Annotated in this window: 25 protein-coding genes; 11 read left to right on the top strand and 14 right to left on the bottom strand. The window is 70.9% G+C overall.

The window, feature by feature from the left end; translation table 11 throughout:
* Positions 1 to 105: 105 nt before the first annotated feature.
* Positions 106 to 738: a PH domain-containing protein gene (locus tag FCH28_RS18325; protein ID WP_136741103.1), complete on the bottom strand. Its 633-nt coding sequence runs from the start codon at positions 736 to 738 to the stop codon at positions 106 to 108.
* A 227-nt stretch (positions 739 to 965) separates the two neighbouring features.
* Between FCH28_RS18325 and deoC the strand changes: the two genes are divergently transcribed.
* The 3 genes from deoC to FCH28_RS18310 are packed head-to-tail and all read left to right on the top strand — an operon-like array spanning position 966 to position 4,252.
* Positions 966 to 1,961, top strand: coding sequence for a deoxyribose-phosphate aldolase (gene deoC, locus FCH28_RS18320; RefSeq protein WP_187363868.1), 996 nt, complete (start codon positions 966 to 968; stop codon positions 1,959 to 1,961).
* Positions 1,962 to 1,968: 7 nt separating this feature from the next.
* Entirely contained in the window at positions 1,969 to 3,399 is a 1,431-nt protein-coding gene (locus FCH28_RS18315; RefSeq protein ID WP_136741102.1) for an aldehyde dehydrogenase family protein, read from the top strand.
* On the top strand, positions 3,392 to 4,252 hold the full coding sequence (locus tag FCH28_RS18310) for an aldehyde dehydrogenase family protein (protein WP_136741101.1): 861 nt from the start codon (positions 3,392 to 3,394) through the stop codon (positions 4,250 to 4,252). Before FCH28_RS18315 ends, FCH28_RS18310 begins: the two co-directional genes overlap by 8 nt.
* 140 nt (positions 4,253 to 4,392) lie before the next feature.
* Here FCH28_RS18310 and FCH28_RS18305 read toward each other — a convergent pair whose 3' ends face one another.
* Positions 4,393 to 4,791 carry a hypothetical protein gene (locus FCH28_RS18305; protein WP_136741100.1) on the bottom strand — a complete coding sequence of 133 codons (399 nt, stop codon included), beginning with the start codon at positions 4,789 to 4,791 and terminating at the stop codon, positions 4,393 to 4,395.
* A gap of 140 nt (positions 4,792 to 4,931) precedes the next feature.
* Here FCH28_RS18305 and FCH28_RS18300 point away from each other — a divergent pair, with 140 nt between their 5' ends.
* On the top strand, positions 4,932 to 5,621 hold the full coding sequence (locus FCH28_RS18300; protein WP_246102960.1) for a uridine kinase family protein: 690 nt from the start codon (positions 4,932 to 4,934) through the stop codon (positions 5,619 to 5,621).
* Between the two features lie 230 nt (positions 5,622 to 5,851).
* Here FCH28_RS18300 and FCH28_RS18295 read toward each other — a convergent pair whose 3' ends face one another.
* Positions 5,852 to 6,640 carry a SigE family RNA polymerase sigma factor gene (locus FCH28_RS18295; protein ID WP_136741099.1) on the bottom strand — a complete coding sequence of 263 codons (789 nt, stop codon included), beginning with the start codon at positions 6,638 to 6,640 and terminating at the stop codon, positions 5,852 to 5,854.
* A 228-nt stretch (positions 6,641 to 6,868) separates the two neighbouring features.
* Here FCH28_RS18295 and afsQ1 point away from each other — a divergent pair, with 228 nt between their 5' ends.
* From afsQ1 to FCH28_RS18270, 5 genes are all read left to right on the top strand, one after another.
* Positions 6,869 to 7,546 (top strand): two-component system response regulator AfsQ1, encoded by a 678-nt coding sequence (gene afsQ1 / locus FCH28_RS18290; RefSeq protein ID WP_026169550.1) that lies wholly within the window; start codon positions 6,869 to 6,871, stop codon positions 7,544 to 7,546.
* A complete protein-coding gene (locus FCH28_RS18285; RefSeq protein WP_425471950.1) occupies positions 7,543 to 9,306 on the top strand; it encodes an ATP-binding protein in 1,764 nt (587 codons plus the stop codon). The genes afsQ1 and FCH28_RS18285 overlap by 4 nt, the downstream gene beginning before the upstream one ends.
* Positions 9,303 to 9,947 (top strand): hypothetical protein, encoded by a 645-nt coding sequence (locus tag FCH28_RS18280; RefSeq protein WP_246102958.1) that lies wholly within the window; start codon positions 9,303 to 9,305, stop codon positions 9,945 to 9,947. Before FCH28_RS18285 ends, FCH28_RS18280 begins: the two co-directional genes overlap by 4 nt.
* 127 nt (positions 9,948 to 10,074) lie before the next feature.
* Positions 10,075 to 10,587 carry a VanZ family protein gene (locus FCH28_RS18275; protein WP_187363867.1) on the top strand — a complete coding sequence of 171 codons (513 nt, stop codon included), beginning with the start codon at positions 10,075 to 10,077 and terminating at the stop codon, positions 10,585 to 10,587.
* A gap of 45 nt (positions 10,588 to 10,632) precedes the next feature.
* Positions 10,633 to 10,839, top strand: a complete 207-nt coding sequence (locus tag FCH28_RS18270) for a PspC domain-containing protein (protein WP_136741098.1) — start codon at positions 10,633 to 10,635, stop codon at positions 10,837 to 10,839.
* Positions 10,840 to 10,961: 122 nt separating this feature from the next.
* Here the strand turns inward: FCH28_RS18270 and FCH28_RS18265 are convergent, their stop codons facing one another.
* Together FCH28_RS18265 and FCH28_RS18260 are read right to left on the bottom strand one after the other, a co-directional pair.
* Entirely contained in the window at positions 10,962 to 11,264 is a 303-nt protein-coding gene (locus tag FCH28_RS18265; RefSeq protein WP_136741097.1) for a hypothetical protein, read from the bottom strand.
* 140 nt (positions 11,265 to 11,404) lie between these two features.
* Complete coding sequence (locus tag FCH28_RS18260) at positions 11,405 to 12,565, bottom strand: adenosine deaminase (RefSeq protein WP_136741096.1); 1,161 nt, start codon at positions 12,563 to 12,565, stop codon at positions 11,405 to 11,407.
* A gap of 103 nt (positions 12,566 to 12,668) precedes the next feature.
* On the opposite strand from FCH28_RS18260, the gene FCH28_RS18255 reads away from it, so the two are divergent.
* Positions 12,669 to 13,442 (top strand): alpha/beta fold hydrolase, encoded by a 774-nt coding sequence (locus tag FCH28_RS18255; RefSeq protein ID WP_136741095.1) that lies wholly within the window; start codon positions 12,669 to 12,671, stop codon positions 13,440 to 13,442.
* A gap of 250 nt (positions 13,443 to 13,692) precedes the next feature.
* On the opposite strand, the gene FCH28_RS18250 is transcribed toward FCH28_RS18255, so the two are convergent.
* Complete coding sequence (locus FCH28_RS18250) at positions 13,693 to 14,631, bottom strand: LysR family transcriptional regulator (RefSeq protein WP_187363858.1); 939 nt, start codon at positions 14,629 to 14,631, stop codon at positions 13,693 to 13,695.
* A 152-nt stretch (positions 14,632 to 14,783) separates the two neighbouring features.
* On the opposite strand from FCH28_RS18250, the gene FCH28_RS18245 reads away from it, so the two are divergent.
* Positions 14,784 to 16,103 (top strand): MFS transporter, encoded by a 1,320-nt coding sequence (locus FCH28_RS18245; protein WP_136741093.1) that lies wholly within the window; start codon positions 14,784 to 14,786, stop codon positions 16,101 to 16,103.
* Positions 16,104 to 16,187: 84 nt separating this feature from the next.
* Here FCH28_RS18245 and FCH28_RS18240 read toward each other — a convergent pair whose 3' ends face one another.
* The 8 genes from FCH28_RS18240 to FCH28_RS18205 form a co-directional block, all read right to left on the bottom strand.
* On the bottom strand, positions 16,188 to 16,781 hold the full coding sequence (locus FCH28_RS18240) for a Uma2 family endonuclease (protein ID WP_136741092.1): 594 nt from the start codon (positions 16,779 to 16,781) through the stop codon (positions 16,188 to 16,190).
* 249 nt (positions 16,782 to 17,030) lie between these two features.
* A complete protein-coding gene (locus tag FCH28_RS18235) occupies positions 17,031 to 18,308 on the bottom strand; it encodes a thymidine phosphorylase (RefSeq protein WP_136741091.1) in 1,278 nt (425 codons plus the stop codon).
* 86 nt (positions 18,309 to 18,394) lie between these two features.
* Positions 18,395 to 18,790, bottom strand: a complete 396-nt coding sequence (locus FCH28_RS18230; protein ID WP_136741090.1) for a cytidine deaminase — start codon at positions 18,788 to 18,790, stop codon at positions 18,395 to 18,397.
* Positions 18,787 to 20,082, bottom strand: coding sequence for an ABC transporter permease (locus FCH28_RS18225; RefSeq protein WP_136741089.1), 1,296 nt, complete (start codon positions 20,080 to 20,082; stop codon positions 18,787 to 18,789). The genes FCH28_RS18230 and FCH28_RS18225 overlap by 4 nt, the downstream gene beginning before the upstream one ends.
* Complete coding sequence (locus FCH28_RS18220) at positions 20,079 to 21,194, bottom strand: ABC transporter permease (RefSeq protein WP_136741088.1); 1,116 nt, start codon at positions 21,192 to 21,194, stop codon at positions 20,079 to 20,081. Before FCH28_RS18220 ends, FCH28_RS18225 begins: the two co-directional genes overlap by 4 nt.
* Positions 21,191 to 22,807, bottom strand: coding sequence for an ABC transporter ATP-binding protein (locus FCH28_RS18215; protein ID WP_136741087.1), 1,617 nt, complete (start codon positions 22,805 to 22,807; stop codon positions 21,191 to 21,193). Before FCH28_RS18215 ends, FCH28_RS18220 begins: the two co-directional genes overlap by 4 nt.
* Positions 22,808 to 22,984: 177 nt before the next feature.
* Positions 22,985 to 24,022, bottom strand: a complete 1,038-nt coding sequence (locus FCH28_RS18210) for a BMP family lipoprotein (RefSeq protein WP_136741086.1) — start codon at positions 24,020 to 24,022, stop codon at positions 22,985 to 22,987.
* A 187-nt stretch (positions 24,023 to 24,209) separates the two neighbouring features.
* Positions 24,210 to 25,427 (bottom strand): amidohydrolase, encoded by a 1,218-nt coding sequence (locus FCH28_RS18205; RefSeq protein ID WP_136741164.1) that lies wholly within the window; start codon positions 25,425 to 25,427, stop codon positions 24,210 to 24,212.
* Positions 25,428 to 25,516 lie beyond the last annotated feature (89 nt).

Raw genomic sequence — 25,516 nt, 5'->3', positions numbered from 1 at the left:
GCTGGGGCCGGATACCCGGACCCGAAACCGCACCACCACACCCGCCCACCCCCCGAAGGGGGGTGGGCGGCGGGGAAAAAACTACGGGGCGCGGCACAAGCGCCCCTAGAGCGCGAGCAGCACCGCCAGCCCCACCGCACCCGCCACGCAGGGCGCGATGATCTCGTACGCCCAGCGCACCACCGGCTCGCCCTGGGCGCCCTCACCGGCGGCGACGCGCTCCTTGATGCCGCGCAGTTCGTCCATGGTCTGGTCGGCCGTGGCGCGTGGCGCCGGGCCCGCGTCGGTGGCCCCGGCGCCGAAGCCGCCGCCGGCGGACGCCCGCGCGCCGCGCTCCGCCCGCCGGTTGGCCTTCTTGCGCTGCCGCAGCGAGACCGGCACGGCCCACATCTGGTACTTGCCGCCGCTGGTGAACACCTCGGCGGAGAACGACGCCCGCAGCTCCTCCACGGCGCCCCAGGGCAGCGTGATCGTACGGAACGGATTGCGCACCAGCAGCCGTTCCTCGTCGGCCCGCACCATCGGCCGCAGTGTGAAGCCGACCACCAGCGGCACCAGCAGCAGCAGTGCGAACAACGCCGTGAGCTTGGTGTGCGCGTCGCCCCGCAACACCGCGTCGCCGCCGAGCCAGAGGGCGAGTACGAGCAGCAGCACGCCGCCGGCCATGGCCGCGGGCGAGCGGTAGCTGCGCTCCGCGCTCTGCTTCTGCGGCGGGGTGGAATGTTCCGGGCTGGTCATGCCGCCGATTCTGCCCGACCGTCCGGATGCCGGACATTGCGTTACGGCATCTTTCAAAGCCGCACCCTTCAAGACCGCACCCTTCGAGGCGGCATCTTTCGAGGCCGCATCTTTCGAGGCCGCATCTTTCGAGGCGGCGCGGCGGGAGCCCGCGCTCTCCGTCCGGATTCGGACCCTCAGGGGGGATGACATTGCGCTACGCGCGTAGATATGCTCCCCTCGTGACCATGCCCATCACTGTTCCCGCATACGGCAAGGAAGCCGCGGGGCGTCTGGCGTCAATGGCGGACGTGACCGCCGACGACGGTGCGCTGCGCCGCTTCCTCCACGGCCTCCCCGGCGTCGACGCGGTCGGCCTGCAGGCCCGCGCCGCCACCCTCGGCACCCGCTCGATCAAGACGACGGCGAAGGCGTACGCCATCGATCTCGCCATCTCGATGATCGACCTGACGACTCTCGAAGGCGCGGACACCCCGGGCAAGGTCCGGGCCCTGTGCGCCAAGGGCGTGAGCCCCGACCCGACGGACCGCACGGCCCCCAAGGTCGCCGCGATCTGCGTCTACCCCGACATGGTGGCGACCGCCAAGGAGGCCCTGAACGGCAGCGGCATCCATGTCGCCTCCGTCGCCACCGCCTTCCCGGCGGGCCGGGCCGCGCTGCCCGTCAAGCTCGCCGACACCCGTGACGCGGTCGCCGCCGGCGCCGACGAGATCGACATGGTGATCGACCGGGGCGCGTTCCTCTCCGGCCGCTACATGTCGGTCTTCGAGGAGATCAAGAAGGTCAAGGAGGCGTGCGCCAGGCCCGACGGCAGTGCCGCGCATCTGAAGGTCATCTTCGAGACCGGTGAGCTCCAGACGTACGACAACGTCCGCCGGGTCTCCTGGCTGGCGATGCTGGCGGGCGCCGACTTCATCAAGACGTCGACGGGCAAGGTCGCCGTCAACGCCACCCCGCCCGTCACCCTGCTCATGCTGGAGGCGGTGCGTGACTTCCACGCCGCCACCGGTGTCCAGGTCGGGGTGAAGCCGGCCGGCGGCATCCGTACGACCAAGGACGCCATCAAGTACCTGGTGATGGTCAACGAGACGCTCGGCGAGCCCTGGCTGACCGCCGACTGGTTCCGGTTCGGCGCCTCCAGCCTCCTGAACGACCTGCTGATGCAGCGCCAGAAGCTCAGCACCGGCCGCTACTCCGGCCCCGACTACGTCACGGTGGACTGAGGCACCCATGACCTTCGATTACGCACCCGCACCCGAGTCCCGCTCGGTCGTCGACATCGCCCCGTCCTACGGGCTGTTCATCGACGGCGAGTTCGCCCCGGCCTCCGACGGCAAGGTCTTCAAGACCGTGTCCCCCTCGTCCGAGGAGGTCCTCTCCGAGGTCGCCCAGGCCGGTTCCGACGACGTCGACCGCGCCGTGAAGGCCGCCCGCAAGGCCTTCGAGAAGTGGTCCGCGCTGCCCGGCGCCGAGCGCGCCAAGTACCTCTTCCGGATCGCCCGGATCATCCAGGAGCGCTCGCGGGAGCTGGCCGTCCTGGAGTCGCTGGACAACGGCAAGCCGATCTGCGAGTCCCGGGACGCCGACCTGCCGCTGGTCGCCGCGCACTTCTTCTACTACGCGGGCTGGGCCGACAAGCTCGACCACGCGGGCTACGGTCCGAACCCGCGCCCGCTCGGCGTGGCCGGCCAGGTCATCCCCTGGAACTTCCCGCTCCTGATGCTGGCGTGGAAGATCGCCCCGGCGCTGGCGACGGGCAACACCGTCGTCCTCAAGCCCGCCGAGACGACCCCGCTGTCCGCCCTCTTCTTCGCCGACATCTGCCGCCAGGCGGGCCTCCCCAAGGGCGTCGTCAACATCATCACGGGCGACGGCTCCACCGGCGCCTCCCTCGTCGCCCATCCCGACGTCAACAAGGTCGCCTTCACCGGCTCCACCGAGGTCGGCAAGGCCATCGCCCGTACGGTCGCCGGCACCGACAAGAAGGTCACCCTCGAACTGGGCGGCAAGGCGGCGAACATCGTCTTCGACGACGCCCCGATCGACCAGGCCGTCGAGGGCATCGTCAACGGCATCTTCTTCAACCAGGGGCACGTCTGCTGCGCGGGCTCCCGCCTCCTGGTCCAGGAGTCGGTCCAGGACGAGCTGCTGGACGCCCTCAAGCGGCGGATGGCCACCCTCCGGGTCGGCGACCCGCTCGACAAGAACACCGACATCGGCGCCATCAACTCCGCCGAGCAGCTGGCCCGTATCACCGCGCTGGTCGAGGCGGGCGAGGCCGAGGGCGCCGAGCGCTGGGCCCCTGCCTGCGAACTTCCCTCCGCCGGCTACTGGTTCGCGCCGACGCTGTTCACCGGCGTCACCCAGGCGCACCGCATCGCCCGCGAGGAGATCTTCGGCCCGGTGCTGTCCGTGCTGACCTTCCGCACCCCGGAAGAGGCCGTGGAGAAGGCCAACAACACCCCGTACGGCCTGTCCGCCGGCATCTGGACGGAGAAGGGCTCCCGGATGCTGTGGATGGCGAACAAGCTGCGCGCGGGCGTCATCTGGTCCAACACGTTCAACAAGTTCGACCCGGCCTCGCCGTTCGGCGGCTACAAGGAGTCGGGCTCCGGCCGCGAGGGCGGCCGCCATGGTCTGGAGGCGTACCTCAATGTCTGATCGTTTGAGCGTTCTCAAGACCTACAAGCTGTACGTCGGGGGCAAGTTCCCCCGGTCCGAGAGCGGGCGGGTGTACGAGGTGACCGACGCAAAGGGCAACTGGCTGGCCAACGCGCCGCTGTCCTCCCGCAAGGACGCCCGCGATGCGGTGGTCGCCGCCCGTAAGGCGTTCGGCGGCTGGTCCGGCGCCACGGCGTACAACCGCGGGCAGGTCCTCTACCGCGTCGCGGAGATGCTCGAAGGCCGCCGGGACCAGTTCGTCTCGGAGGTCGCCGACGCCGAGGGGCTGTCGAAGTCCAAGGCGGCGGCGCAGGTGGACGCGGCCATCGACCGCTGGGTCTGGTACGCGGGCTGGTCCGACAAGGTCGCCCAGATCGCCGGCTCCGCCAACCCGGTCGCGGGCCCGTACTTCAACCTGTCCGCCCCCGAGCCGACCGGTGTGGTCGCCGTCCTGGCCCCCCAGGAGTCGTCGTTCCTCGGTCTGGTTTCGGTCATCGCGCCGGCCGTCGTCACCGGCAACACGGCGGTCGTGGTGACGTCGGAGGGCGCCCCGCTGCCCGCGCTGTCCCTGGCCGAGGTGCTCGCCACCTCCGACGTGCCGGGTGGTGTGGTCAACATCCTCTCGGGCCGTACCGCGGAGCTCGCGCCGCCGCTCGCCGCCCACCAGGACGTCAACGCGATCGATCTCGCGGGCGCCGACGCGGAGTTGGCGAAGTCCCTGGAGACGGCCGCGGCCGACAACCTCAAGCGCGTACTGCGCCCGGGGCGGGTGGACTGGACCGCCGACCCCGGCACCGACCGCCTGCTCGCCTTCCTGGAGACGAAGACGGTCTGGCACCCGATGGGCGTCTGACGCTCGCCGCGGAGCCTTCCGGCGGCCGCGTACCGCCCTACGCGGCGAAAGTGCGGGGCCTCATCCCTCCGGGGAATGAGGCCCCGCACTCTTCTGCCGGCGCCGGGCGCGCGGGGACGCGCACCGGCCCGTGGCCGCCGTCAGCCCGGCAGCATCCGCGCCGCCCGGCCGACCACCGGCAGGTCGCCGATCGCCCCGCCGTTCGACAGATGGTCGGTCACCTGCTTGGTGCTGACCGGCTTGAAGTCGGCGACCTGGGTGCCGACGCCGTTGTTGAGCGGGTCGGCGGGGGTTTTGGCGAGCGGGTTCAGCTGGAGGCTCTTCATCGGCCCGGTGGCGCCGGCCGCGGTGTTGGACACCGCGCCGGTCACCGCCTTCACCGTGGCGACGGTCTCGGAACCGTTCCTCGGTGCGACGGCCGCGTTCGCCGTTGCCGTGCCGCCCGCCGCCAGCGCCGCGCCGGCCGCGGAGACCGTGAGGCCGGCCCGCAGAAGGGTGCGCGGGACGCGGCTGGGCTTGGGACGTGCGTGAGAGGCCATATGCCACCTGCCTGTGGGTAATCGACTGAACGCAAAGAGTAGTTGCCGGGTGGCGGTCGATCCACTCGCGCGCCAGGGCGGAGGGATAAGTCCGATCTCCGGTCTGGTCTCCACGGCGTCATGCCCGACAATGGGTACCCGTGACCTCCCAGCCCGCTGCCCCGCCGCCCTCCCGCGTCATCCTGCTGACCGGCCCGTCCGGTTCCGGCAAGACGTCTCTGGCCGCCCTGACCGGCCTGCCCGTCCTCAACCTCGACGACTTCTACAAGGAGGGCACGGACCCGACGCTGCCGCAGCTGCCCGACGGCGGCGGCGCCGACTGGGACTCCCCGCTCTCCTGGGACGCCGGTGCCGCGCTCACCGCGATCGAGGCGCTGTGCCGTACGGGACGCACCTCCGTCCCGGTGTACGACATCTCCGTCAGCGCGCGCGTCGGCGAGGCCGGGCTCGACATCGGCGGCGCCCCGCTGTTCATCGCGGAGGGCATCTTCGCGGCCGACGTCATCGAGAGCTGCCGCGCGGCGGGGCTGCTGGCGGACGCGCTGTGTCTGCGCGGGCGGCCCACCACGACCTTCCGCCGGCGGCTGGTCCGGGATCTGCGCGAGGCCCGCAAGTCGCCCCCGTATCTGGTGCGTCGAGGACTGCGGCTGCTGCGCGCCGAGCGGTCGGTGGTCGCCCGGCACAGCGCACTGGGCGCGCATCCGTGCGCCAAGCCGGAGGCGCTGGCGCGGATATCGGCCGCGCGGATGGAGGTTCCTCCGAGCCCGGGGGAGGACGCGACCGGCCAGGCCGACGCGACGGACGCGACCGGCGCGGTCGTACGGTCCTGAACCGGCGGCACCCGGCGCAGGACCGCGGTCCAGGACCGCGGCGCACGCGCGGAAACCGGCAACACGAGGAAGCGGGCTCGGACAGACCCCCCGGCCGTCCGAACCCGCTTCGTTCCCCCGTGTCCCCCGTACTTTCCCCCGTATCCCCCGATACGCCCGGTCCCCCTGGAGCCCCCCGGCTCCGCCGGATTCCCCCGTCTTCCCGTCCCCTCGGGCTTCTCCCCCTGTCCTCAGGCCACCAGCTCGCCGAAGGACTCCTCCTCGTCACGTCCGAAGCTGAGGACCTCGTCCTCGCGCAGCCGGCGCAGGGCGCGCCAGATGCTCGACTTCACCGTGCCGACACTGATGTTGAGGATGTCCGCGATCTCCGGGTCCGTACGGCCCTCGTAGTAGCGCAGCACCAGCATCGTGCGCTGCGTCTCGGGCAGCCGGACCAGCGCCTGCCAGAGCACGGCGCGCAGCTCGGTGCCGCGCATCGCGTCCACGTCGCCGGCCGTCTCCGGCAGTTCCTCGGTCGGGTATTCGTTGAGCTTGCGCCGGCGCCAGGCGCTGATGTGCAGGTTGGTCATCGTGCGCCGCAGATAACCGCCCAGCGCCGCCTTGTCGCTGATCCGGTCCCAGGCCCGGAAGGTCGAGAACAGCGCGCTCTGCAGCAGGTCCTCGGCCTCGTAGCGGTCACCGGTCAGGTGGTAGGCGGTGGCGTACAGGGAGGCCCGGCGCTCCTGGACGTAGGCGGTGAAGGCCGCTTCGGCCGCGGCCGCCTCCGACGCGGAGCGCCGTTCCCCCGTGCCCTCCCCGTACTCCGCTCCCCCGCGGGCCGCGTCTCCCCCGTGGCCCGTGTTTCCCCCGTTGACGCCGACCTTCGTGGCGTCGATGGCCACCATGTAAGGCGGCCGCTGGCGCCCGGTGCCGCGAGCGCACCCCCGCCCGCTCACGGCACCGGACTTCTCCGAGGCCCGCCCGACGTCATGGAGACGCGTGATAACTGCGCTGGTGGTGGTGCCGTGCAGTGTGTTCATCTCGCGCCCCCCGTCGGTTGAGCCAGCTCGTTCGGTGTGTCCCCGGGCGTCGATCTCTCCCGGTGCCCCAAAGACTGCCAACCCAGTTTCATCGCGTTGTCCGCCGACTGTCACAGCCCTGTCACAGGGCCCCGAGGGGTGCGACACGACGGCGTCACGCAGGCGGGCCTTGAACAGGAGGGCACCGCCGGTCGATGTCCCGGCATCCCATGGGCCAGAATGGCGGACGTGCCTTTCCTGTTGCTGATCGAGGACGACGACGCCATCCGCACGGCCCTCGAACTCTCGCTGTCCCGCCAGGGTCACCGTGTGGTGACCGCGGCGACGGGCGAGGACGGCCTGAAGCTGCTGCGCGAGCAGCGCCCTGACCTGATCGTGCTGGATGTGATGCTGCCGGGCATCGACGGTTTCGAGGTGTGCCGGCGGATCAGGCGTACGGACCAACTGCCCATCATCCTGCTCACCGCGCGCAACGACGACATCGACGTCGTGGTGGGCCTGGAGTCCGGCGCGGACGACTATGTCGTCAAGCCGGTCCAGGGCCGGGTGCTGGACGCCCGGATCAGGGCGGTGCTGCGCCGCGGGGAGCGCGAGTCCAGCGACTCGGCGACCTTCGGCTCGCTGGTGATCGACCGGTCGGCGATGACGGTCACGAAGAACGGCGAGGACCTGCAACTGACACCCACCGAGCTGCGGCTGCTGCTGGAGCTGAGCCGCCGGCCCGGTCAGGCGCTGTCCCGGCAGCAGTTGCTGCGGCTGGTGTGGGAGCACGACTATCTCGGTGACTCGCGGCTGGTGGACGCCTGTGTGCAGCGGCTGCGCGCGAAGGTGGAGGACGTACCGTCCTCGCCGACGCTGATCCGTACCGTCCGCGGCGTCGGCTACCGACTGGACTCGCCGCAGTGACGGAACGTTCCTCGGACAAGAGGACCGGCGACACGGCGGCCGGCGACACCGCGGACAACAGCGGTCGGCAGCGCCCGCTGGTGCGGCTGCTGCGCCGTACGTCCGGCCTGCTGCGCTGGACCAGTCTGCGGCTGCGGCTGGTCGTCGTGTTCGCGCTGGTCGCGCTGACCGCCGCGGTCTCCGCTTCCGGCATCGCGTACTGGCTCAACCGCAACACCGTTCTGGACCGCACCCAGAACGCGGTGCTCAAGGACTTCCGCAAGGCGCTGGAGGACAGCACCCGTTCGCTGCCGCAGCGGCCCCGCTGCGCCGAACTCCAGGACGCCGCACGGCAGATAGCGGGCGGGCCGCAGAACTACACGGTGCTGCTGATCGGCGTGGACCGCGACGGCAAGGACTGCGCGGCGACCACGAACAAGGACCTGCTCACCCTCGACGCGGTGCCCAAGTCGCTGCGCAGCGCGGTCAACGAGGTCCGCAAGGTCGACGAGTCGAACCGCTACCCGCACCATCTGTACTGGCAGCGCAGGGAGGCCGGGGACGTCCCCTACCTCGTCGCCGGCGCGAAGGTGATCGGCGGCGGCCCGACCGGCTACATGATGAAGTCGCTGGCCGCCGAGCGGCAGGACCTCAACTCGCTGGCCTGGTCGCTGGGGATCGCGACGGCGCTCGCGCTGGTCGGCTCCGCGCTGCTGGCGCAGGCCGCCGCGACGACCGTGCTGCGCCCCGTACAGCGCCTCGGGCACGCGGCACGGCAGCTCGGCGAGGGCCGTCTCGACACCCGGCTGAGGGTGACCGGAACCGACGAACTGGCCGATCTGTCACGGACGTTCAACCGTACGGCGGAGCGGCTGGAGCAGCGCGTCGAGGAGCTGAGCGCCCGTGAGGCGGCGTCCCGGCGGTTCGTCGCCGACATGTCGCACGAACTCCGTACGCCGCTGACGGCCATCACCGCGGTTTCGGAGGTGCTGGAGGAGGAGGCCGAGTCCCTCGACCCGATGATCGCGCCCGCCGTGCAGCTGGTCGTCAGCGAGACCCGCCGGCTGAACGACCTCGTCGAGAACCTGATGGAGGTCACCCGCTTCGACGCCGGGACGGCCCGGCTGGTGCTGGACGATGTCGACGTCGCCGACCAGGTGACGGCCTGCATCGACGCGCGGGCCTGGCTGGACGCGGTCGACCTGGACGCGGACCGCGGCATCGTGGCCCGGCTGGACCCGCGGCGGCTCGATGTGATCCTGGCGAATCTGATCGGCAACGCGCTCAAGCACGGCGGCTCGCCGGTCCGGGTGTCCGTACGGACCGAGGGCGCTCCGGGCGAGGGCGAGGCCGGCGGGGCCGCGGAGGGCTCCGGCGGCGGACCGGAACGGGCGGACGCCGGGGAGTCGCCCCGGGGCGCGGACCGGGCCGGCGGCGACCTGGTGATCCAGGTACGGGACCACGGCCCCGGTATCCCGGAGGAGGTCCTGCCGCACGTCTTCGACCGCTTCTACAAGGCCAGCGCGTCCCGGCCGCGGTCGGAGGGCAGCGGCCTCGGCCTGTCCATCGCGCTGGAGAACGCGCATATCCACGGCGGCGAGATCACCGCGGCCAACCTGCCCGAGGGCGGCGCGGTGTTCACCCTGCGGCTGCCGATGGACGCCTCCCGGCTGGCGGACGACGGCGGGAACCGGCGGGACGGCGGCGCCGGGCCGGAACGCGGCCGCACGACCGGTGGCGCGTCCCGCGCGGCCGACAAGGGCACGGAGGACGACCGATGACGCGGACCGGTTTCGGCTGGCTGGGTTCCGGGCGGCGCGGTACGGGGGCGCGGCGCCCGGCCGCGGCCCTCGTGACCGCCGCGGCCCTCGCGCTGGCCGCGGCGGGCTGCGGCATCCGCGGCACCTCCGTCCCGGTCGACGCCGGCGGCGCGCCCTCACGGGTGAGCTGCAAGGTCGCCGGGGGCGACCCGGAGTCGACGGTCCCCGACGGCGTACGGGTCACCGTCTATCTGGTGTGCAGCTCGACGCTCGCCCAGGTGGAGCGGACCGTGTCGCCGCCCAAGGGCACACCGGCCGTCACCCGTCTACAGGCCGCCCGTACTCTGCTCAACGAGCTGCAGAAGCAGCCCTCGGCCGACGAGGACGAGGCCGGGTTCAGCAGCGCGATGCCCGACGACGTCACGGTCGAGGCGCCCCGCAAGGGCGACCCGGCGGACGCCGTGCGGCTGAGCGTCCGGCCGGACGATCTGCCGTCCTTCGCACTGGCCCAGCTGGTCTGCTCGTACGGCGCGGCCCCGGCGCTGGGCCGCACCCGCGCGGCGGTGCTCGGCGGCCCCGACGACGCCGCGCCGCAGCGCTACGACTGCTCGGCGGATGTGCTGGCCAATCCGGACATAGCGCAGAACAACGCGCTGGGCTAGTGGTTCGAGCCGGCTTGGTTCCCCCCGAGTGCAGCGGACCACGGCGCGAAACGGAACCGCAGGCGCAGCCCCCCGCGTCCTCCGCTTTGTGCAGCGTCATGGTCCCGGCGGCACCGCCGCCCTCCGTATGCGCGCCACCGGGCTTCTGCTCCTTGTGGCGCATCTGATCATCGTCGGCTGGCTGATGCTGCGGCCCCGTACGGTCCCCTGGGTGCCCGCGCCGAATCTCCAGCCGCTGGCGTCGATCAGTGCCGAGCTGGCGCGCGGCCCGTGGGAGGCGATGGTGAACCTGAGCGGGCCGGTGCTGATGCTGGCCCCTCTCGGCGTTCTGCTGCCGATGTCCGCCGGGCGACTGCACGTCTCCCCTGTGGTGTCGCTGACCCGCACGGTCTTCGCCGGCGCGATGATCGCGCTGGCCATCGAGCTGCTGCAGGCCGGGGTGCCCGGCCAGGTCCCGGACGTCGACACGGTGCTGCTCAATACCGCCGGGGTGGCGGTCGCGCATCTGGCCGTCGTACCTGGGTGCCGGTCCCGGCTACGCCGCCGGTACGAGCATCTCGGGGGTACGACCCCGAAGATCCCCAGGGTTGAACTAGCCCCGCAGGCTGACGTCCTTTCCGGGTCCCGGACCTACCTTTGAGACATCGGGGCAAACGCCCCGTGAAGTCGCAAAGGAGTCGTCATCATGGCCGCCGCACTGGTCCGCCCCCGCAACAACCGAATGATCGCCGGAGTGTGCGCGGGCCTGGCCCGTCGCTTCGGTACGACCCCGACGACCATGCGCGTGATCTTCGTGGCCTCGTGTCTGCTGCCGGGCCCGCAGTTCCTGCTCTATCTCGCGCTGTGGATACTCCTGCCCTCGGAGAACAACAGCAGCGCCACCGCCTGGTAGAGCCCTACATGCCCTACATGCCTGGTCGCCGTACATGACAGTGCCCCGGCACGTACGCGATACGGCGTACGCGCCGGGGCACGGCCCGCGGCCCGTCCCTGGGGACGGACGGCTCAGCTGATTCAGCCCACCGGGAGGTTGTTGGTGAGGTTGCCGGCCGGCAGACCGCCCACCAGCGGGGCCAGCTCATTGCCCGGCAGCTTGTTGCCCTGAGTCTTCGGCTGAAGCTTGACGTCGTTGGTGCCCGGCGTGACGCCGGAAACGCCCTTGGCGACCTTGCCGGCCTTGTCGAGCGACACCTTGTTCACCAGCTTGGTGGCGTCGCCGTCGACCGCCGGAGCCGCGGAGGCGGTGCCCGCGGCGGTGGCGGCGAAGGCGGCGCCGAGAGCGACGGCACCGAGAGTCTTGATGGTTCCCTGCTTCATCGAAATACGTCCTCGTGATGGGGGTTTGACCGACTCGAAAACCTAGTGACGCAGTACCCGCCCCCGCAAACAGCACCGGCCGACCAAAAACGGCCGGTGGACAATCCACCGGCCGTTTTGCTAAACCCTGCGAACACTGCTTACACAGCGTCAGAACCCCTGCTGGCAGCGGAGGTTGTGCCCACCTGACGGAACAGCCATTCGGCGCGCAGCTCCGCATATCCGGGCTTGATCACGTCGTTGATCATTGCCAGACGTTCATCGAAAGGAATGAATGCCGATTTCATTGCATTGACCGTGAACCACTGCATGTCATCGAGCGTGTATCGGAATGTCTTGACCAGGTGCTCGAATTCCCGGGACATGGTCGTGCCGCTCATCAGCCGGTTGTCGGTGTTGACCGTGAGCCTGAACTGGAGGCGGCGCAGCAGACCGATGGGGTGCTCCGCGTAGGAGGTGGCGGCGCCGGTCTGGAGGTTGGAGGTGGGGCACATCTCCAGCGGGATGCGCTTGTCCCGTACGTACGAGGCGAGCCGGCCCAGCTTGACCGAGCCGTCGTCGGAGACCTCGATGTCGTCGATGATGCGGACGCCGTGGCCGAGGCGGTCGGCGCCGCACCACTGGAGGGCCTGCCAGATGGAGGGCAGACCGAAGGCCTCACCGGCGTGGATGGTGAAGTGGTTGTTCTCCCGCTTGAGGTACTCGAACGCGTCGAGGTGGCGGGTGGGCGGGAAGCCGGCCTCGGCGCCCGCGATGTCGAAGCCGACGACGCCGAAGTCGCGGTAGCGGTTGGCGAGTTCGGCGATCTCCAGGGCGCGGGCGGCATGCCGCATGGCGGTCAGCAGCGCACCGACACGAATCCGGTGGCCGTTCTCACGCGCCCGTCGCTCGCCCTCGCGGAAGCCCTCGTTGACGGCCTCGACGACCTCTTCGAGGGTCAGCCCCTGCTCCAGGTGCTGCTCGGGCGCGTACCTGACCTCGGCGTAGACGACGCCGTCGGCGGCCAGGTCCTCGGCGCACTCGGCGGCGACCCGCTGGAGCGCTTCCTTGGTCTGCATGACGGCGCAGGTGTGCGCGAAGGTCTCCAGGTAGCGCTCCAGCGACCCGGAGTCGGCGGCCTCGCGGAACCAGATCCCGAGCTTTTCGGGGTCGGCTTCGGGGAGCCCGTCGTACCCGGTCTCGCGGGCGAGGTCGACGATGGTGCCGGGGCGGAGGCCGCCGTCGAGGTGGTCATGGAGCAGCACCTTGGGGGCGCGGCGGATCTGTTCACTGGTCGGGAGTGTGGTGGTCTCGCTCGTCATCTCGGCACTGTAGCCCCTACGCGCGTAGATCTCACCGAACGATACGTAACAGTGACCCGTCCGCAGGGTGGCTCCCACCCCACCTTCTGCCATCGTTCTCGTCATGGCTCAGCAAGCGCTGCCGGTGCGTGAGGCCCGGCTGGGAAGACCGCTGGGAACGACCGGGGCGGAGAAGACGGTGACCGGCGTCGCGCTGTTACTGCCGGAGGGCGGGCCGACGGGGGTGCGGCGCCCGTCGCCGATCCCGGCGCTGGCCGCGCGCCCGCTCGCGGTCCGGCTCGCGAAGGCGGGCCGCCCCGAGGGCCTGGCCGCCCACGTACTGCACTACCGCTGCCGCGGCTGGAACGGGTCGGCGGCCCATCCGGCGCGGGACGCGACCTGGGCCCTGGACGAGGTGGTCCGCCGCTACGGGGATGTGCCGGTGTGCCTCGTCGGTACCGGCATGGGCGGGCGGGCCGCGCTGCACGCCGCCGGGCATCCGGCCGTCAACTCCGTTCTGGCGCTGGCCCCTTGGCTCCCCGGCCCCGGCCCGGAGCCGCAGGAGCCGGAGCCGGAGCCGGTCAAGCAGCTCATCGGCCGCAAGGTGCTGCTGGTGCACGGTACGAACGACGAGCGCAACGACCCCGATCTCTCCTACCGCTACGCCCAGCGCGCCAAGAAGGTCAACCGCGACACCTGCCGCTTCGAGGTCCACTCGGACGGCCACTGGATGCACCAGCACCGCGCCGAAGTCATGGCGCTGGCAACCGACTTCCTGCTGGGCTCGCTCTTCGCGCGGGACTACGCCCGCCCGGTGAGGGACGCCCTGGCGGCGCCGCCGCCGCTGGGCCTGCGGATGCCGCTGGCCTCGGGCTTCGGTGCGTCGTTACGGCCCTGATGGTCCGTTACGGCCCTGATGGTCGCGGCGTCAATCCGGCGCCGAGTGTCCTGCACTGGGTGTCCGGCGCTGAGTGGGTGGGCTTGAGCGCCTCTGCCTCGCCTGCCCTCCTTCCTGCTTCCGGCAACGATTACGGAGAGTGATTCGTTCCTGGAGAGGGTCACCCACAAGGAGTGCGTTCCTCACGGAGCGCGTTCCTGCGTCACCGCCCAGCCTCTTACCTTCCCCGTATCGCCGCGGCAGCAACGACTCACCGCGGGAGCAGCAACCCCCGCCGGCTCAGCAGGAACTTCTTGAAGGCGGCCACCGGCGGAGTGTCCGCATGTCCGCCCAGCCAGGCCACGCCGATCTCCCGGACCGCGCGCGGTGCCGTCACCGTCAGCTCGGCGACCCCGGGCCGCGGCACCGCCGGCGGCGGCAGCAGCGCCACGCCCAGCCCGGCCGCGACCAGCCCGCGCAGCGTCTCGGCCTCCTCCCCCTCGAACGCGATCCGCGGGGTGAACCCCGCCTCGGCGCACAGCGCGTCGGTGATCCGGCGCAGCCCGTAGCCCGGTTCGAGGGTGACGAAGAGTTCGGTGGCGGCCTCCGCGAGCCGGATCCGCTTGCGGCGGGCCAGCGGATGGTCGTCGGGGACGACGAGCCGGAGCTTCTGCTCGTCGAGCCGGCGGGCGACCAGGTCAGGGTAGTCCGGGACCGGTGAGGTCAGACAGAGGTCGAGGTCGCCGGCGCGCAGCCGCTCGATCATCGCCTCGCCGTAGTTCTGCACGAGTTGGAAGCGGACGCGGGGATGGTCGGCGCGGAAGGTGCGGATCAGGCCGGGGACGGTCTCGGAGCCGAGGGTGTGCAGAAAGCCGAACGCGACCTTGCCGCCGCCGGGGTCCGCGTCGGCGCGTACGGACTCGGTGGCCCGGTCCAGGTCGGTCAACGCGCGCTCGGTGGAGGCGAGAAAGGCACGGCCGGCCGGGGTGAGCGAGAGGGTGCGACCGTGCCGGGCGAAGAGCGCCACGCCGAGGTCGGCCTCCAGCCGGACGATGGCGCGGCTGAGGGTCGGCTGCGGGATCCCGAGCTCCTGCGCGGCGCGGGTGACATGCTCGTAGCGGGCGACCGCGGTGAACTGTGCGAGGCGCGGTGCGAGCGTGGACGCCCACGAGCCGGTGCCGAGCTCCACCGCCTCCGCCGCCTCGGCCATCCGAAGGTTCGCGGAGTCGGCCCGTTCCGCGATGTCTTTTCTGTTGCGAGGTTGCGACAGAGCACCTCGTGAACTGGGATCATGCGTCACGGCATCGATTATGCCGTTTCCATGCATTGGACGCATGAACTGTGCGGGCCTACCTTCGAAGCATGCCTCCCGCTGATACCGGGGCGTCCGTCACCGACCGTGCGGCCGCCTCTCCCCAGTTGTCCACAGCTTCCTCTTCCACCGCCGCTGCCGTAGACCCCGAGTCCGGCAAGCTGCGGCCGGGCGGCCCCGGCTACCGCCGGATGAGCTTCGCCCTCTTCGCCGCCGGAGTCGCCACCTTCGCGCTCCTCTACTCCACGCAGGCCCTGCTGCCGGCCATCTCCACCGACCTCGGTGTGACACCGGACCAGGCCAGCTGGACGGTGTCGGCGGCCACCTTCGGCCTGGCGCTCGGTGTGATCCCGCTGAGCGCGGTGTCCGAACGCCTCGGCCGGCGCACCCTGATGACCGCGTCCCTCTCCGTCGCCGCGCTGATCGCGATGCTGGTGCCGTTCGCGCCGTCGCTCGGCTGGCTGATCGCGCTGCGCGCCGTCCAGGGCGTGGCGCTGGCCGGGCTGCCGGCCTCGGCGATGGCTTTCCTGGCGGAAGAGGTACGCGCGAAGGCGCTGGTGGCGGCGATCGGCCTGTTCGTGGCGGGCAACAGCATCGGCGGGATGTCCGGACGGATCGTGACCGGCTGGGTCGCCCAGGCGTGGGGCTGGCGGGCCGGGCTCGCCGCGGTGGGTGCGATGGCCGTGGTGTGCGCGGTGACGTTCCGGCTGCTGGTCCCCAAGGCCCGGAACTTCACGTCCCGTTCGGTGGGCCCGCGGGCCCTGGCGCGCACCCTGGGCGGCCACCTCGCCGACCCGCTGCTGCGCCGCCTGTACGCCATCGGCGGCCTCTTCATGACGGTCTTCGGCGCGGTCTACACCGTCATCGGCTACCGCCTGGTGTCCGCTCCGTTCCACCTCCCGCAGGGCGTCGTCGGCTCCATCTTCGTCATCTACCTGGTCGGAACGGTGTCGTCCGCCGCGGCGGGCAAGCTGGTCGGGCGGATGGGCCGGCGCGGTGCGCTCTACCTGGCGGTCGGCGCGACGTCCGCGGGCCTGCTGCTCACCCTCGCCGAGTCCGTCGTCGCGGTCCTGGCGGGCCTGGTCCTGATCACCGCCGGCTTCTTCGCGGGCCACGCGGTCGCCTCGTCGTCGGTCAGCCGCACCGCGAAGACGGCCCGCGCCCAGGCGTCGGCCCTCTACCAGTGCGCGTACTACATCGGCAGCAGCCTCGGCGGCGCCCTCGGCGCCCTGGCCTTCCGCGCCGCGGGCTGGGAGGGCACCGTCCTCCTCGGCCTGGCCGCGATGGTCGGCGCCGCGTCGATCACCCTGTACGCCACGCGCAAGGCCGTGGTCGAACGCCGCCTCCTCCACCTGGAGAAGGCCGCCTGACCCCGCACGGCCACCGCCCCTGAACGCGAAGGGCCCGTCCCTCCACCTGTCCTGGTGGGGCGGGCCCTTCGTCGCCGTTCGCCGTCAACCGACGGGGAAGATTCCGGTGTCCAGAGTCAGTTCGAAGGGCGCCGGAAGCACTAGTTCATCGCCGAACTTCACGGCCTGAAGCACGCGATAGACGTCGCCCGTCGGCTCACCGTAGAGGGTGATGGCCGGACCGGCAGGGGCCCATCGGTCGACGAGCAGATAGAGCGGGACGCCGGCCCGGGCGTAGCCCGCTGCCTTGGCGATCCGGTCGTTGCTCGCGTTGGACTTCGAGGTGACCTCGACGATCAGCTTGGCAGCGGATGCCTGGACGTATTCACCGGATTCCTCAAGGACGACGTCGTCCGGCACCACGGCGAGATCCGGGATGTAGAGGCCCTTGCGCAGGGGGATTCCCGTGCCGAGCGTCTGATAGACACCCCAGTCCTCCGGGAGTACGGAGTACAGGCGGCGCTGAACCTTCACGGCGATGAAGTTATGGATGTTGTCGGGCGGCGGCGACATGGTGACGATCCCCTCGATGATCTCCACCTTCCAGCCCTCGGGTGCGTCCGCCTGTTCCCAGATACGGACGAGGTCGTCCCACTCTCGGCCATTGCCGGACGGGTGGTCGACGGTGAGTGCGCCCATGGCGGTCTCCTCTATCGGTACGTCACCGATCCCAGCATGCCGAACAGGACCCGAACCGGTCCACTGAACCCGTTCACCCATACGAGAGGCGCGAGGGCCAGAGCACGCAGAGGGCGGTGGCGAGCAGCGAGGAGGCGACGATCGGCGAGGTTCCTCGAAGCGGCATGGGCCGCGTCGTGGCGCCGGGCCCGCTCTTCGCACCATCGCGCGATGGTGTGAGCGTGCGAAGAGCGGGCGGCGGCGCGGGGATTACGCGATGCGGTCCAGGACGATCGGGGTGCGGGTGACCGCGGTGCCCGCGGGGGCGATGTCGTACGCGGCCTCGAGGGACGTGAGGGCGTAGTCGAACTTTTCCGGGGTGTCGGTGTGCAGGGTGAGCAGGGGCTGGCCCTGCTGGATCGCGTCGCCGGGCTTGGCGTGCAGTTCCACGCCCGCGCCGGCCTGCACCGGGTCCTCCTTGCGGGCGCGGCCGGCGCCCAGGCGCCAGGCGGCGAGGCCGACGGCGTAGGCGTCGAGGGAGGTGAGGACGCCGGAGGCGGGGGCCGTGACGGTGTGCTGTTCGCGGGCCACCGGGAGCGGGGCGTCCGGGTCGCCGCCCTGGGCCTGGATCATGCGGCGCCAGTGGTCCATGGCGGTGCCGTCGGCGAGGGCCTTGGCGGGGTCGGCGTCGGTCAGGCCGGCGGCGTCGAGCATTTCGCGGGCGAGGGCGAGGGTGAGGTCGACGACGTCGGCCGGGCCGCCGCCCGCCAGCACCTCCACCGATTCGCGGACCTCCAGCGCGTTGCCGGCGGTCAGGCCGAGGGGGGTGGACATGTCGGTGAGCAGGGCGCGGGTGCGTACGCCGTGGTCGGTGCCCAACTCGACCATGGTGGCGGCCAGTTCGCGGGCGTCGTCGAGGTTCTTCATGAACGCGCCGGAGCCGACCTTGACGTCCAGGACCAGGGAGCCGGTGCCCTCGGCGATCTTCTTGGACATGATCGAGGACGCGATGAGCGGGATGGACTCGACGGTGCCGGTGACGTCGCGCAGGGCGTAGAGCTTCTTGTCGGCGGGCGCGAGGCCGTCGCCGGCCGCGCAGATGACGGAGCCGACGTCGCGGAGGACGTCCATCATCTCGGCGTTGGAGAGCTGGGCGCGCCAGCCGGGGATCGCCTCCAGCTTGTCGAGGGTGCCGCCGGTGTGGCCGAGGCCGCGGCCGGAGAGCTGGGGGACGGCGGCGCCGCAGGCCGCGACGAGCGGGGCGAGCGGCAGGGTGATCTTGTCGCCGACGCCGCCGGTGGAGTGCTTGTCGGCAGTGGGGCGGGCGAGGGAGGAGAAGTCCATGCGCTCGCCGGAGGCGATCATGGCGGCGGTCCAGCGGGCGATCTCCGTGCGGTTCATCCCGTTGAGGAAGACGGCCATCGCCAGGGACGACATCTGCTCGTGGGCGACCTCGCCGCGGGTGTAGGCGTCGATCACCCAGTCGATCTGATCGGGGGTCAGCTCACCGCGGTCCCGCTTGGTGCGGATGACGGAGATGACGTCCATGGAGGCTTCCTTTCGAACGGGTAGGACCGTTCTACACGCATAGAGCCGGGGGCGGCCACCTCCTTGCCGCTCCCGGCTCCCGTGCGTTATCCGGCCAGGTGTCCGGGCCCGAAGGCGTCCGGCAGCAGCTCCGACAGCGGCCGGATCCCGGCGGCCGTGTCGACCTGGAGCTCGGGTCCGCCGTGCTCGTGGAGGAGCTGCCGGCAGCGGCCGCACGGCACGAGCAGCTCGCCCGCACCGTCGACGCAGGTGAAGTGCGTCAGCCGGCCGCCGCCGCCCGCGAACAGCGCGGAGATCAGGCCGCATTCGGCGCACAGGGCGAGGCCGTAGGAGGCGTTCTCCACATTGCAGCCGGTGATGGTCCGGCCGTCGTCGACCAGGGCGGCGGCGCCGACGGGATAGCCCGAATACGGGGCGTAGGCCCGGGACATGGCGTCCCGGGCCTGCGCCCGCAGCGCCTCCCAGTCAAGGGCGCTGCTCACTTGCCCTGGCCCCTTCGGTAGATCTTTCCGATGGCCTTCGGTGGCCGCAGTCGCTGTGCGGCCAGCGAGAGCACCAGCAGCGTGGCGATGTACGGGGCGGCGCCGACGATCTCCAGCGGGACCGTCTCGGTGGTGGCGTACCACACGGCCAGCAGCCCGGCGGCGACCAGGCTGAGCACGGCCTGGGTGCGCTGCCCGCCGCGCAGCTTCCACAGCGCCAGGCCGACCAGCAGGACGGCGAGCAGGAGCAGCAGCGCGTGGACGGTGGGGCCGCCGCCGCGCAGCTGGAGGGCGTCCATGAAGCCGAACAGGCCGGCGCCCATGGCGACACCGCCGGGACGCCAGTTGCCGAAGATCATGGTGGCGAGGCCGATGTAGCCGCGGCCGCCGGTCTGGCCGTCCTGGAAGATGTGGACGTAGATCGCGAGGAAGGCGCCGCCGAGGCCGGCCAGCGCGCCGGAGACGGCCACCGCCGCGTACTTGTAGCGGTAGACGTTGACGCCCAGGGACTCGGCCGCGATCGGGCCCTCGCCGCAGGAGCGCAGCCGCAGGCCGAAGGCGGTGCGCCACAGGACGAAGAAGGTGAGCACGAAGACGCCGACGGTCACCAGGGTCAGCCAGGAGACATTGGTGACCAGGGAGCCGGCGATGCCGGCCGCGTCGGACACCAGGAACCAGTGGTGCTGCTCGATGGAGTAGAGCCAGTCGGACAGGCCGGGGACGGTGAACGTCGGCATGTCGGGCATCGGCGGCGACTGCTTGTCGTTGCCGCCGGCGGCCGCGGCCGCGCTGCCCTCCGCGCCGAACCACAGCTTGGCGAGGAACTGGGTCAGACCGAGCGCCATGATGTTGATGGCGACGCCGGAGATGATGTGGTCGACGCCGAAGGTGACGGTGGCGAGCGCGTGCAGCAGTCCGCCGAGCGCGCCGCCGAGGACACCGGCCAGCGCCGCGGCCCAGGGGCCGTGCTGCCAGCCGACCGCGCCGGCGGAGAACGCGCCGAGCATCATCATGCCTTCGAGGCCGATGTTGATCACGCCGGAGCGCTCGGACCAGAGACCGCCGAGGCCGGCCAGGCCGATCGGGACGGCGGCGTTGAGCGCGGTGGTGTACTGGCCGGATCCGGTCAGGTTGTCGGCGCCGGTGACGATCCGCAGCAGGGACAGCAGGATCAGGGCGCCCGAGATGATCAGCAGGATCTTGGGGTAGCTGAGCCTGGCCCGGGTCTTGTGCTTGTGCTTGTGCACATGGCCGGTGGCCGGGTCGACCGGGGCCGTGAGGTTCGTGCTCACGAGGACACCTCCGCCTTTTCGGTCTTGCGGGCCTGGGCGGCGAGCTCCTCGCCGACCTTCCGCTGCTGGAGTCTGAGGCCGTAGCGGCGCACGAGTTCGTAGGCGATGACGACGCACAGCACGATGACGCCCTGCATCACGCCGACGATCTCCTGCTCGTACTCCTCGAATTCGAGCTGGGTGCCGGTCCGTTCGAGGAAGCCCCACAGCAGCGCGCCGGCGGCCATCCCGATCGGGTGGTTACGGCCCAGCAGCGCGATGGCGATGCCGGTGAAGCCGATGCCGACGGGGAAGTCGGTGCCGTAGTTGTACGAGACGCCGAGCAGCGTCGGCATGCCGATCAGGCCGGCGGCGGCGCCGGACAGCAGCATGGATGTGACGATCATCCGCTTGACGTTGACGCCGCCCGCCTCGGCCGCGGACTCGGACTGGCCGACGGTCCGCAGGTCGAAGCCGAAGCGGGTGCGGTTGAGCACGAACCAGTAGGCGAAGCCGACGACGACGGCGATGACGAGGAAGCCGTCGAGGGGCTTGGGCATGGTGGGGATGGTGAAGAAGTGGCTGGAGCCGGGGAGGTTGGGCGTGTGGAAGAGGTTGCCGTCCTTCTTCGCCAGCCGGCCTTCCTGGAGGAAGTAGCCGATGACCGCGGCCGCGATGGCGTTCAGCATGATCGTGGTGATCACCTCGCTGACGCCGCGGGTGGTCTTCAGCAGACCCGCGATGCCCGCCCAGACCGATCCGACCAGCATCGCGACGATGATGATGATCGGGATCTGGAGGAAGCCGGGGAGCGTCAGCGCACCGCCGACCACCGCGGCGAAGAAGGCCGCGATGCGGTACTGGCCGTCGACGCCGATGTTGAAGAGGTTCATCCGGAAGCCGATGGCCACGGCGACCGCGGACAGGTAGTAGGGGACCGCCTTGTTGATGATCCAGACCTGGCTGTCGCTCTTGGAGCCGAAGTCGACCATCACGGAGTAGGCGTACAGCGGGTCCTTGCCGGTGGCCAGGATGATCACCGAGGTGATCAGCAGGGCCGCCACGATGGCGAGGACGGGGGCGGCGATCCCGAGGATCAGCTTGTTCTTGTCGAACCTGGCGAACTTCTTCACTCGGACTCACCTTCCTCCGACGTGGGGCCCGCGGCGGAGCCGTTGTCCGATGCAGCCAGGTGGCCGGTTGCGGCGCCGGTCATGGCCGAGCCCAACTCCTCCGGGGTGATGGTGGCGGGGTCCGCGTCCGCGACCAGGCGGCCGCGGTACATGACCCGCAGGGTGTCGGACAGCCCGATCAGCTCGTCCAGGTCGGCGGAGATCAGCAGGACCGCCAGCCCTTCGTGGCGCGCCTCGCGGATCTGGTCCCAGATCTGCGCCTGGGCGCCGACGTCCACGCCCCGGGTGGGGTGCGCGGCGATCAGCAGCTTGGGGTGGTGGCTCATCTCGCGGCCGACGATCAGCTTCTGCTGGTTGCCGCCGGAGAGCGAGGCCGCGGTGACCTCGATGCCGGGGGTGCGGACGTCGTACTCGCGGACGATCCGCTCGGTGTCGACGCGGGCGGCCTTCAGATCGAGCAGCCGGCCCTTGGCGTTGGGCTTCTCGGTGACATGGCCCAGGATCCGGTTCTCCCACAGCGGGGCTTCCAGCAGCAGGCCGTGCCGGTGCCGGTCCTCGGGGATGTAGCCGATGCCGTCCTCGCGCCGGGTGCGGGTGGGCAGATGGCTGATGTCGATGCCGTCCAGCGTGATCACGCCGCCGTCCGGGTCGCGCATGCCCATGATGGCCTCGACCAGTTCGGCCTGGCCGTTGCCCTCGACACCCGCGATGCCCAGGACCTCACCCTTGTGGATGGTCAGCGACACATCGTCCAGGACGGTGCGCTCCACCCCCTCCGCGTCGGCGGAGGTCAGCCGCAGCCCCTCGACCTTCAGCATCTCCACGTCCGTGACGGTGGACTCGCGGGTCTCCGGCGAGGGCAGTTCGGTGCCGACCATCAGCTCGGCGAGCTGCTTGGGCGTGGTCTCGCTGGGGACGACGGAGCCGACGGTGGTGCCGCGCCGGATGACGGTGATGTCGTCGGCGACCGAGAGCACCTCGCCCAGCTTGTGGGAGATGAAGATGACGGTCAGGCCCTCGGCCTTGAGCTCGCGCAGGTTGTCGAAGAGCGCGTCGACCTCCTGCGGGACCAGCACCGCGGTCGGCTCGTCGAGGATCAGCGTACGGGCGCCGCGGTAGAGGACCTTGAGGATCTCCACCCGCTGGCGGTCGGCGACGCCGAGGTCCTCGACGAGGACGTCGGGGCGGACGCCGAGCCCGTAGCGCTCGGAGATCTTGATGATCTCGGCGCGGGCCCGGCCGCTGATGCCGTGCAGCTTCTCGCCGCCGAGAACGACGTTCTCCAGGACGGTGAGGTTGTCGGCGAGCATGAAGTGCTGGTGCACCATGCCGATGTTGCGGGCGATGGCGTCGGCCGGGCTGTGGAAGCTGACCTGTTCGCCGTCGATGGTGATGGTGCCCTCGTCCGGCTTCTGCATGCCGTAGAGGATCTTCATCAGCGTGGACTTGCCCGCACCGTTCTCACCGACCAGCGCATGCACGGTGCCGCGGTGGACGGTGATGTCGATGTCGTGGTTGGCGACGACGCCGGGGAACCGCTTGGTGATCCCGCGGAGTTCCACCGCTGCCGCGGCGGGGGCGCTGTCTGCCTGGGGACTGCTGGACGCTTTGATGGCGCACTCTCCTCGGGGGCAGGGAGTGGTCGGAGGGAGCGGGGAGGTGACGATATCGCGCCAACTCCACGCTACGCGCGTAGCGTTGACGCCGAAAAATCGAAATGCGGCCGGTGCGTTCCGGCGAACGGGCCGGGCGCGGCGGCGTGCTGGCCGCCGCGCCCGGGTCCGAAGGACCTACTGCTTGGCGGGCGTGTCGCTGACCTTGACGTCGCCCGACGCGATCTTCTTCTTCGCCGCGTCGATCTTCGCCTGGATGTCGTCGATGAAGCCGCCCGAGGTGGACAGCCGCACACCGTTGTCCTTGAGCGTGTACGCCTTGTTGCCGGTCAGCGGCTTCTTGTCGTGCACGCTCTTGACCAGGTCGTACACCGCCACGTCGACGTTCTTCATGACCGACGTGAGGATGGAGCTCTTGTACTGGGCCAGGCCCGGCTGCAGGTACTGGTCGGAGTCGACGCCGATCGCCCAGGTGCCCTTCTTGCCGGCGACCGTCTCGATCGAGCCGTTGCCGGACTGGCCGGCCGCGGTGTAGATGACGTCGATGCCGCCGTCGAGCATGCCCTTGGCCTTGCCCTTCGCGGCGGCCGGGTCGTTGAAGCCCTTGTCGTCGTTGGCGTAGAGGTACTCGGAGGTGACCTTCGCCTTGGGGTCGGTGTCCTTGACGCCCTGCTCGAAGCCGGCCTGGAACTTCTGGATCAGCGCGTTGTTCACGCCGCCGATGAAGCCGACCTTGTGGGTCTTGCTCTTCAGCGCGGCGGCGACACCGGCGAGGTAGGAGCCCTCGTGCTCGGCGAAGACCATGCCGTAGACGTTCTTGACCTCGGAGGGAGAGTCGACGACGCCGAAGGTGGTGTCGGGGAAGTCCTTGGCGACCTTGTTGACGGACTTGCCGTAGTTGAAGCCGACACCGATGACGGGGTTGTAGCCCGCCTCGGCCAGCGAGGACAGCCGCTGCTCGCGGTCCGCCTCGGTCTCGCCGTTCTTGGCGGTCATCAGCTTGGACTGCACACCGAGGTCCTTCTCGGCCTTGTCCACGCCACGGGCCGCGGCCTCGTTGAACGAGTGGTCGTCCCGGCCGCCGACGTCGAAGGCGAGTCCGACGCCCTTGTCCTTGCCACCGGACTCGGTGGACGACTCGCCACAAGCGCTCAGCGAGAGTGTGAGGGCCGCGGTGGCAATGCCCGCGGCAACGATCTTGGATACCCGGCGCACGTTGGGGCCCCTTCGACTCGTAGCGCCTCCGTCGGCGCTGATTCCGCGGCATCGTAACGCGCGTAGATGCCAGATAAAGGGGAGGCTGGAAGCCGTTATCGGATCGTCGCGAACGGGGGATGACAGCAGCGTGAAAAGGTGCCGGGCCGGGGTGTCGCGGGCCCGGCCCTGTTCCGTCGGGCAGGCCCTAGCAGTCGATCAGCGCGGCCGCGGTGAACATCTCCACGCCGACCTTGATCGCCTGTTCGTCGACGTCGAAGTCGCCGCGGTGGAGATCATGGCGGCTCGGCTCGCCGGGCGGGCGGACCCCGAGGCGGGCCATCGCGCCGGGGACGTGCTCCAGGTACCAGGAGAAGTCCTCGCCGCCCAGGGACTGCTCGGTGCCCTCGACGCTGTGGGCGCCGCGCCGGGCGGTCATGGCGTCCTGCAGCAGCTGGGCGCTGCCGGCCTCGTTGACCACCGGCGGCACCCCGCGCACATAGTTGATCTGCGACTTGGCGCCGTGCAGCGTGGCGATCTCGTCGATCGCGGCGTGCACCAGGTCGGGGGCGTCGCGCCAGGCGGCGATGTCCAGGCACCGGACCGTGCCGGACAGCTCGGCGTGCTGCGGGATGACGTTGCAGGCGTGCCCGGACTCCAGCCGGCCCCAGGTGAGGGAGAGGCCGGCCCGCGCGTCCACCCGGCGGGAGAGCAGCGCCGGCACGTCGAGGGCGACCCGGGCCGCGGCGGTGACCATGTCGGTGGTCAGATGCGGGCGTGCGGTGTGCCCGCCGGGGCCGTCCAGCTCGACCTCCAGCCGGTCGCAGGCCGAGGTGATCGCGCCCGTGCGCAGCCCGATCTTGCCGGCGTCGACGCGCGGGTCGCAGTGCACGGCGAGGATGCGGCCGACGCCGTCCAGGGCGTCGCATTCGATGGCGTCGGCGGCGCCGCCCGGCAGCACCTCCTCGGCGGGCTGGAAGATCAGCCGCACCGGGCGCGGCAGCATTCCCGCGCGGGCCAGCTCGGCGAGCACCAGGCCGGCGCCGAGGACGACGGTGGTGTGGACGTCATGGCCGCAGGCGTGCGCACGCCCGGGGATCGTGGAGCGGTACGGGGCGGTCTTGGTGTCCGGGATGGGCAGCGCGTCGATGTCGGCGCGCAGCGCCAGCAGCGGCCCGGCGGCCGCGGAGTGCGTACCGATGTCGCAGACCAGGCCGGTGCCGGTGTCCAGGACGCGGGGGGTGAGACCGGCCCGCTCCAGCCGCGCCTTGATCGCCTCGGTGGTCCTGAACTCCTGGTTGCCGAGCTCCGGGTGCATGTGCAAGTCGCGGCGGAAGGCGATGAGTTCGGCGCGCAGCTCCTCGGGCAGCGCGCCGGGGAGCAGGTCCCCGGCGGAAGTAGCAACGGCGTCGGCATCAGGGGACATCAGTTGGTTCACCCGTTGAAGGTTACGGGGCGGAAGGGGGCAACTGACCCTCGATCAACAAAAGTTCAGCCCCATAGGGGAAGAAAATC

This window comes from Streptomyces piniterrae (assembly GCF_005048155.1).
Lineage (GTDB): Bacteria > Actinomycetota > Actinomycetes > Streptomycetales > Streptomycetaceae > Streptomyces > Streptomyces piniterrae.
Note: the sequence above shows the minus strand (reverse complement) of the source record. Positions and strands in the feature narration are given on the sequence as shown.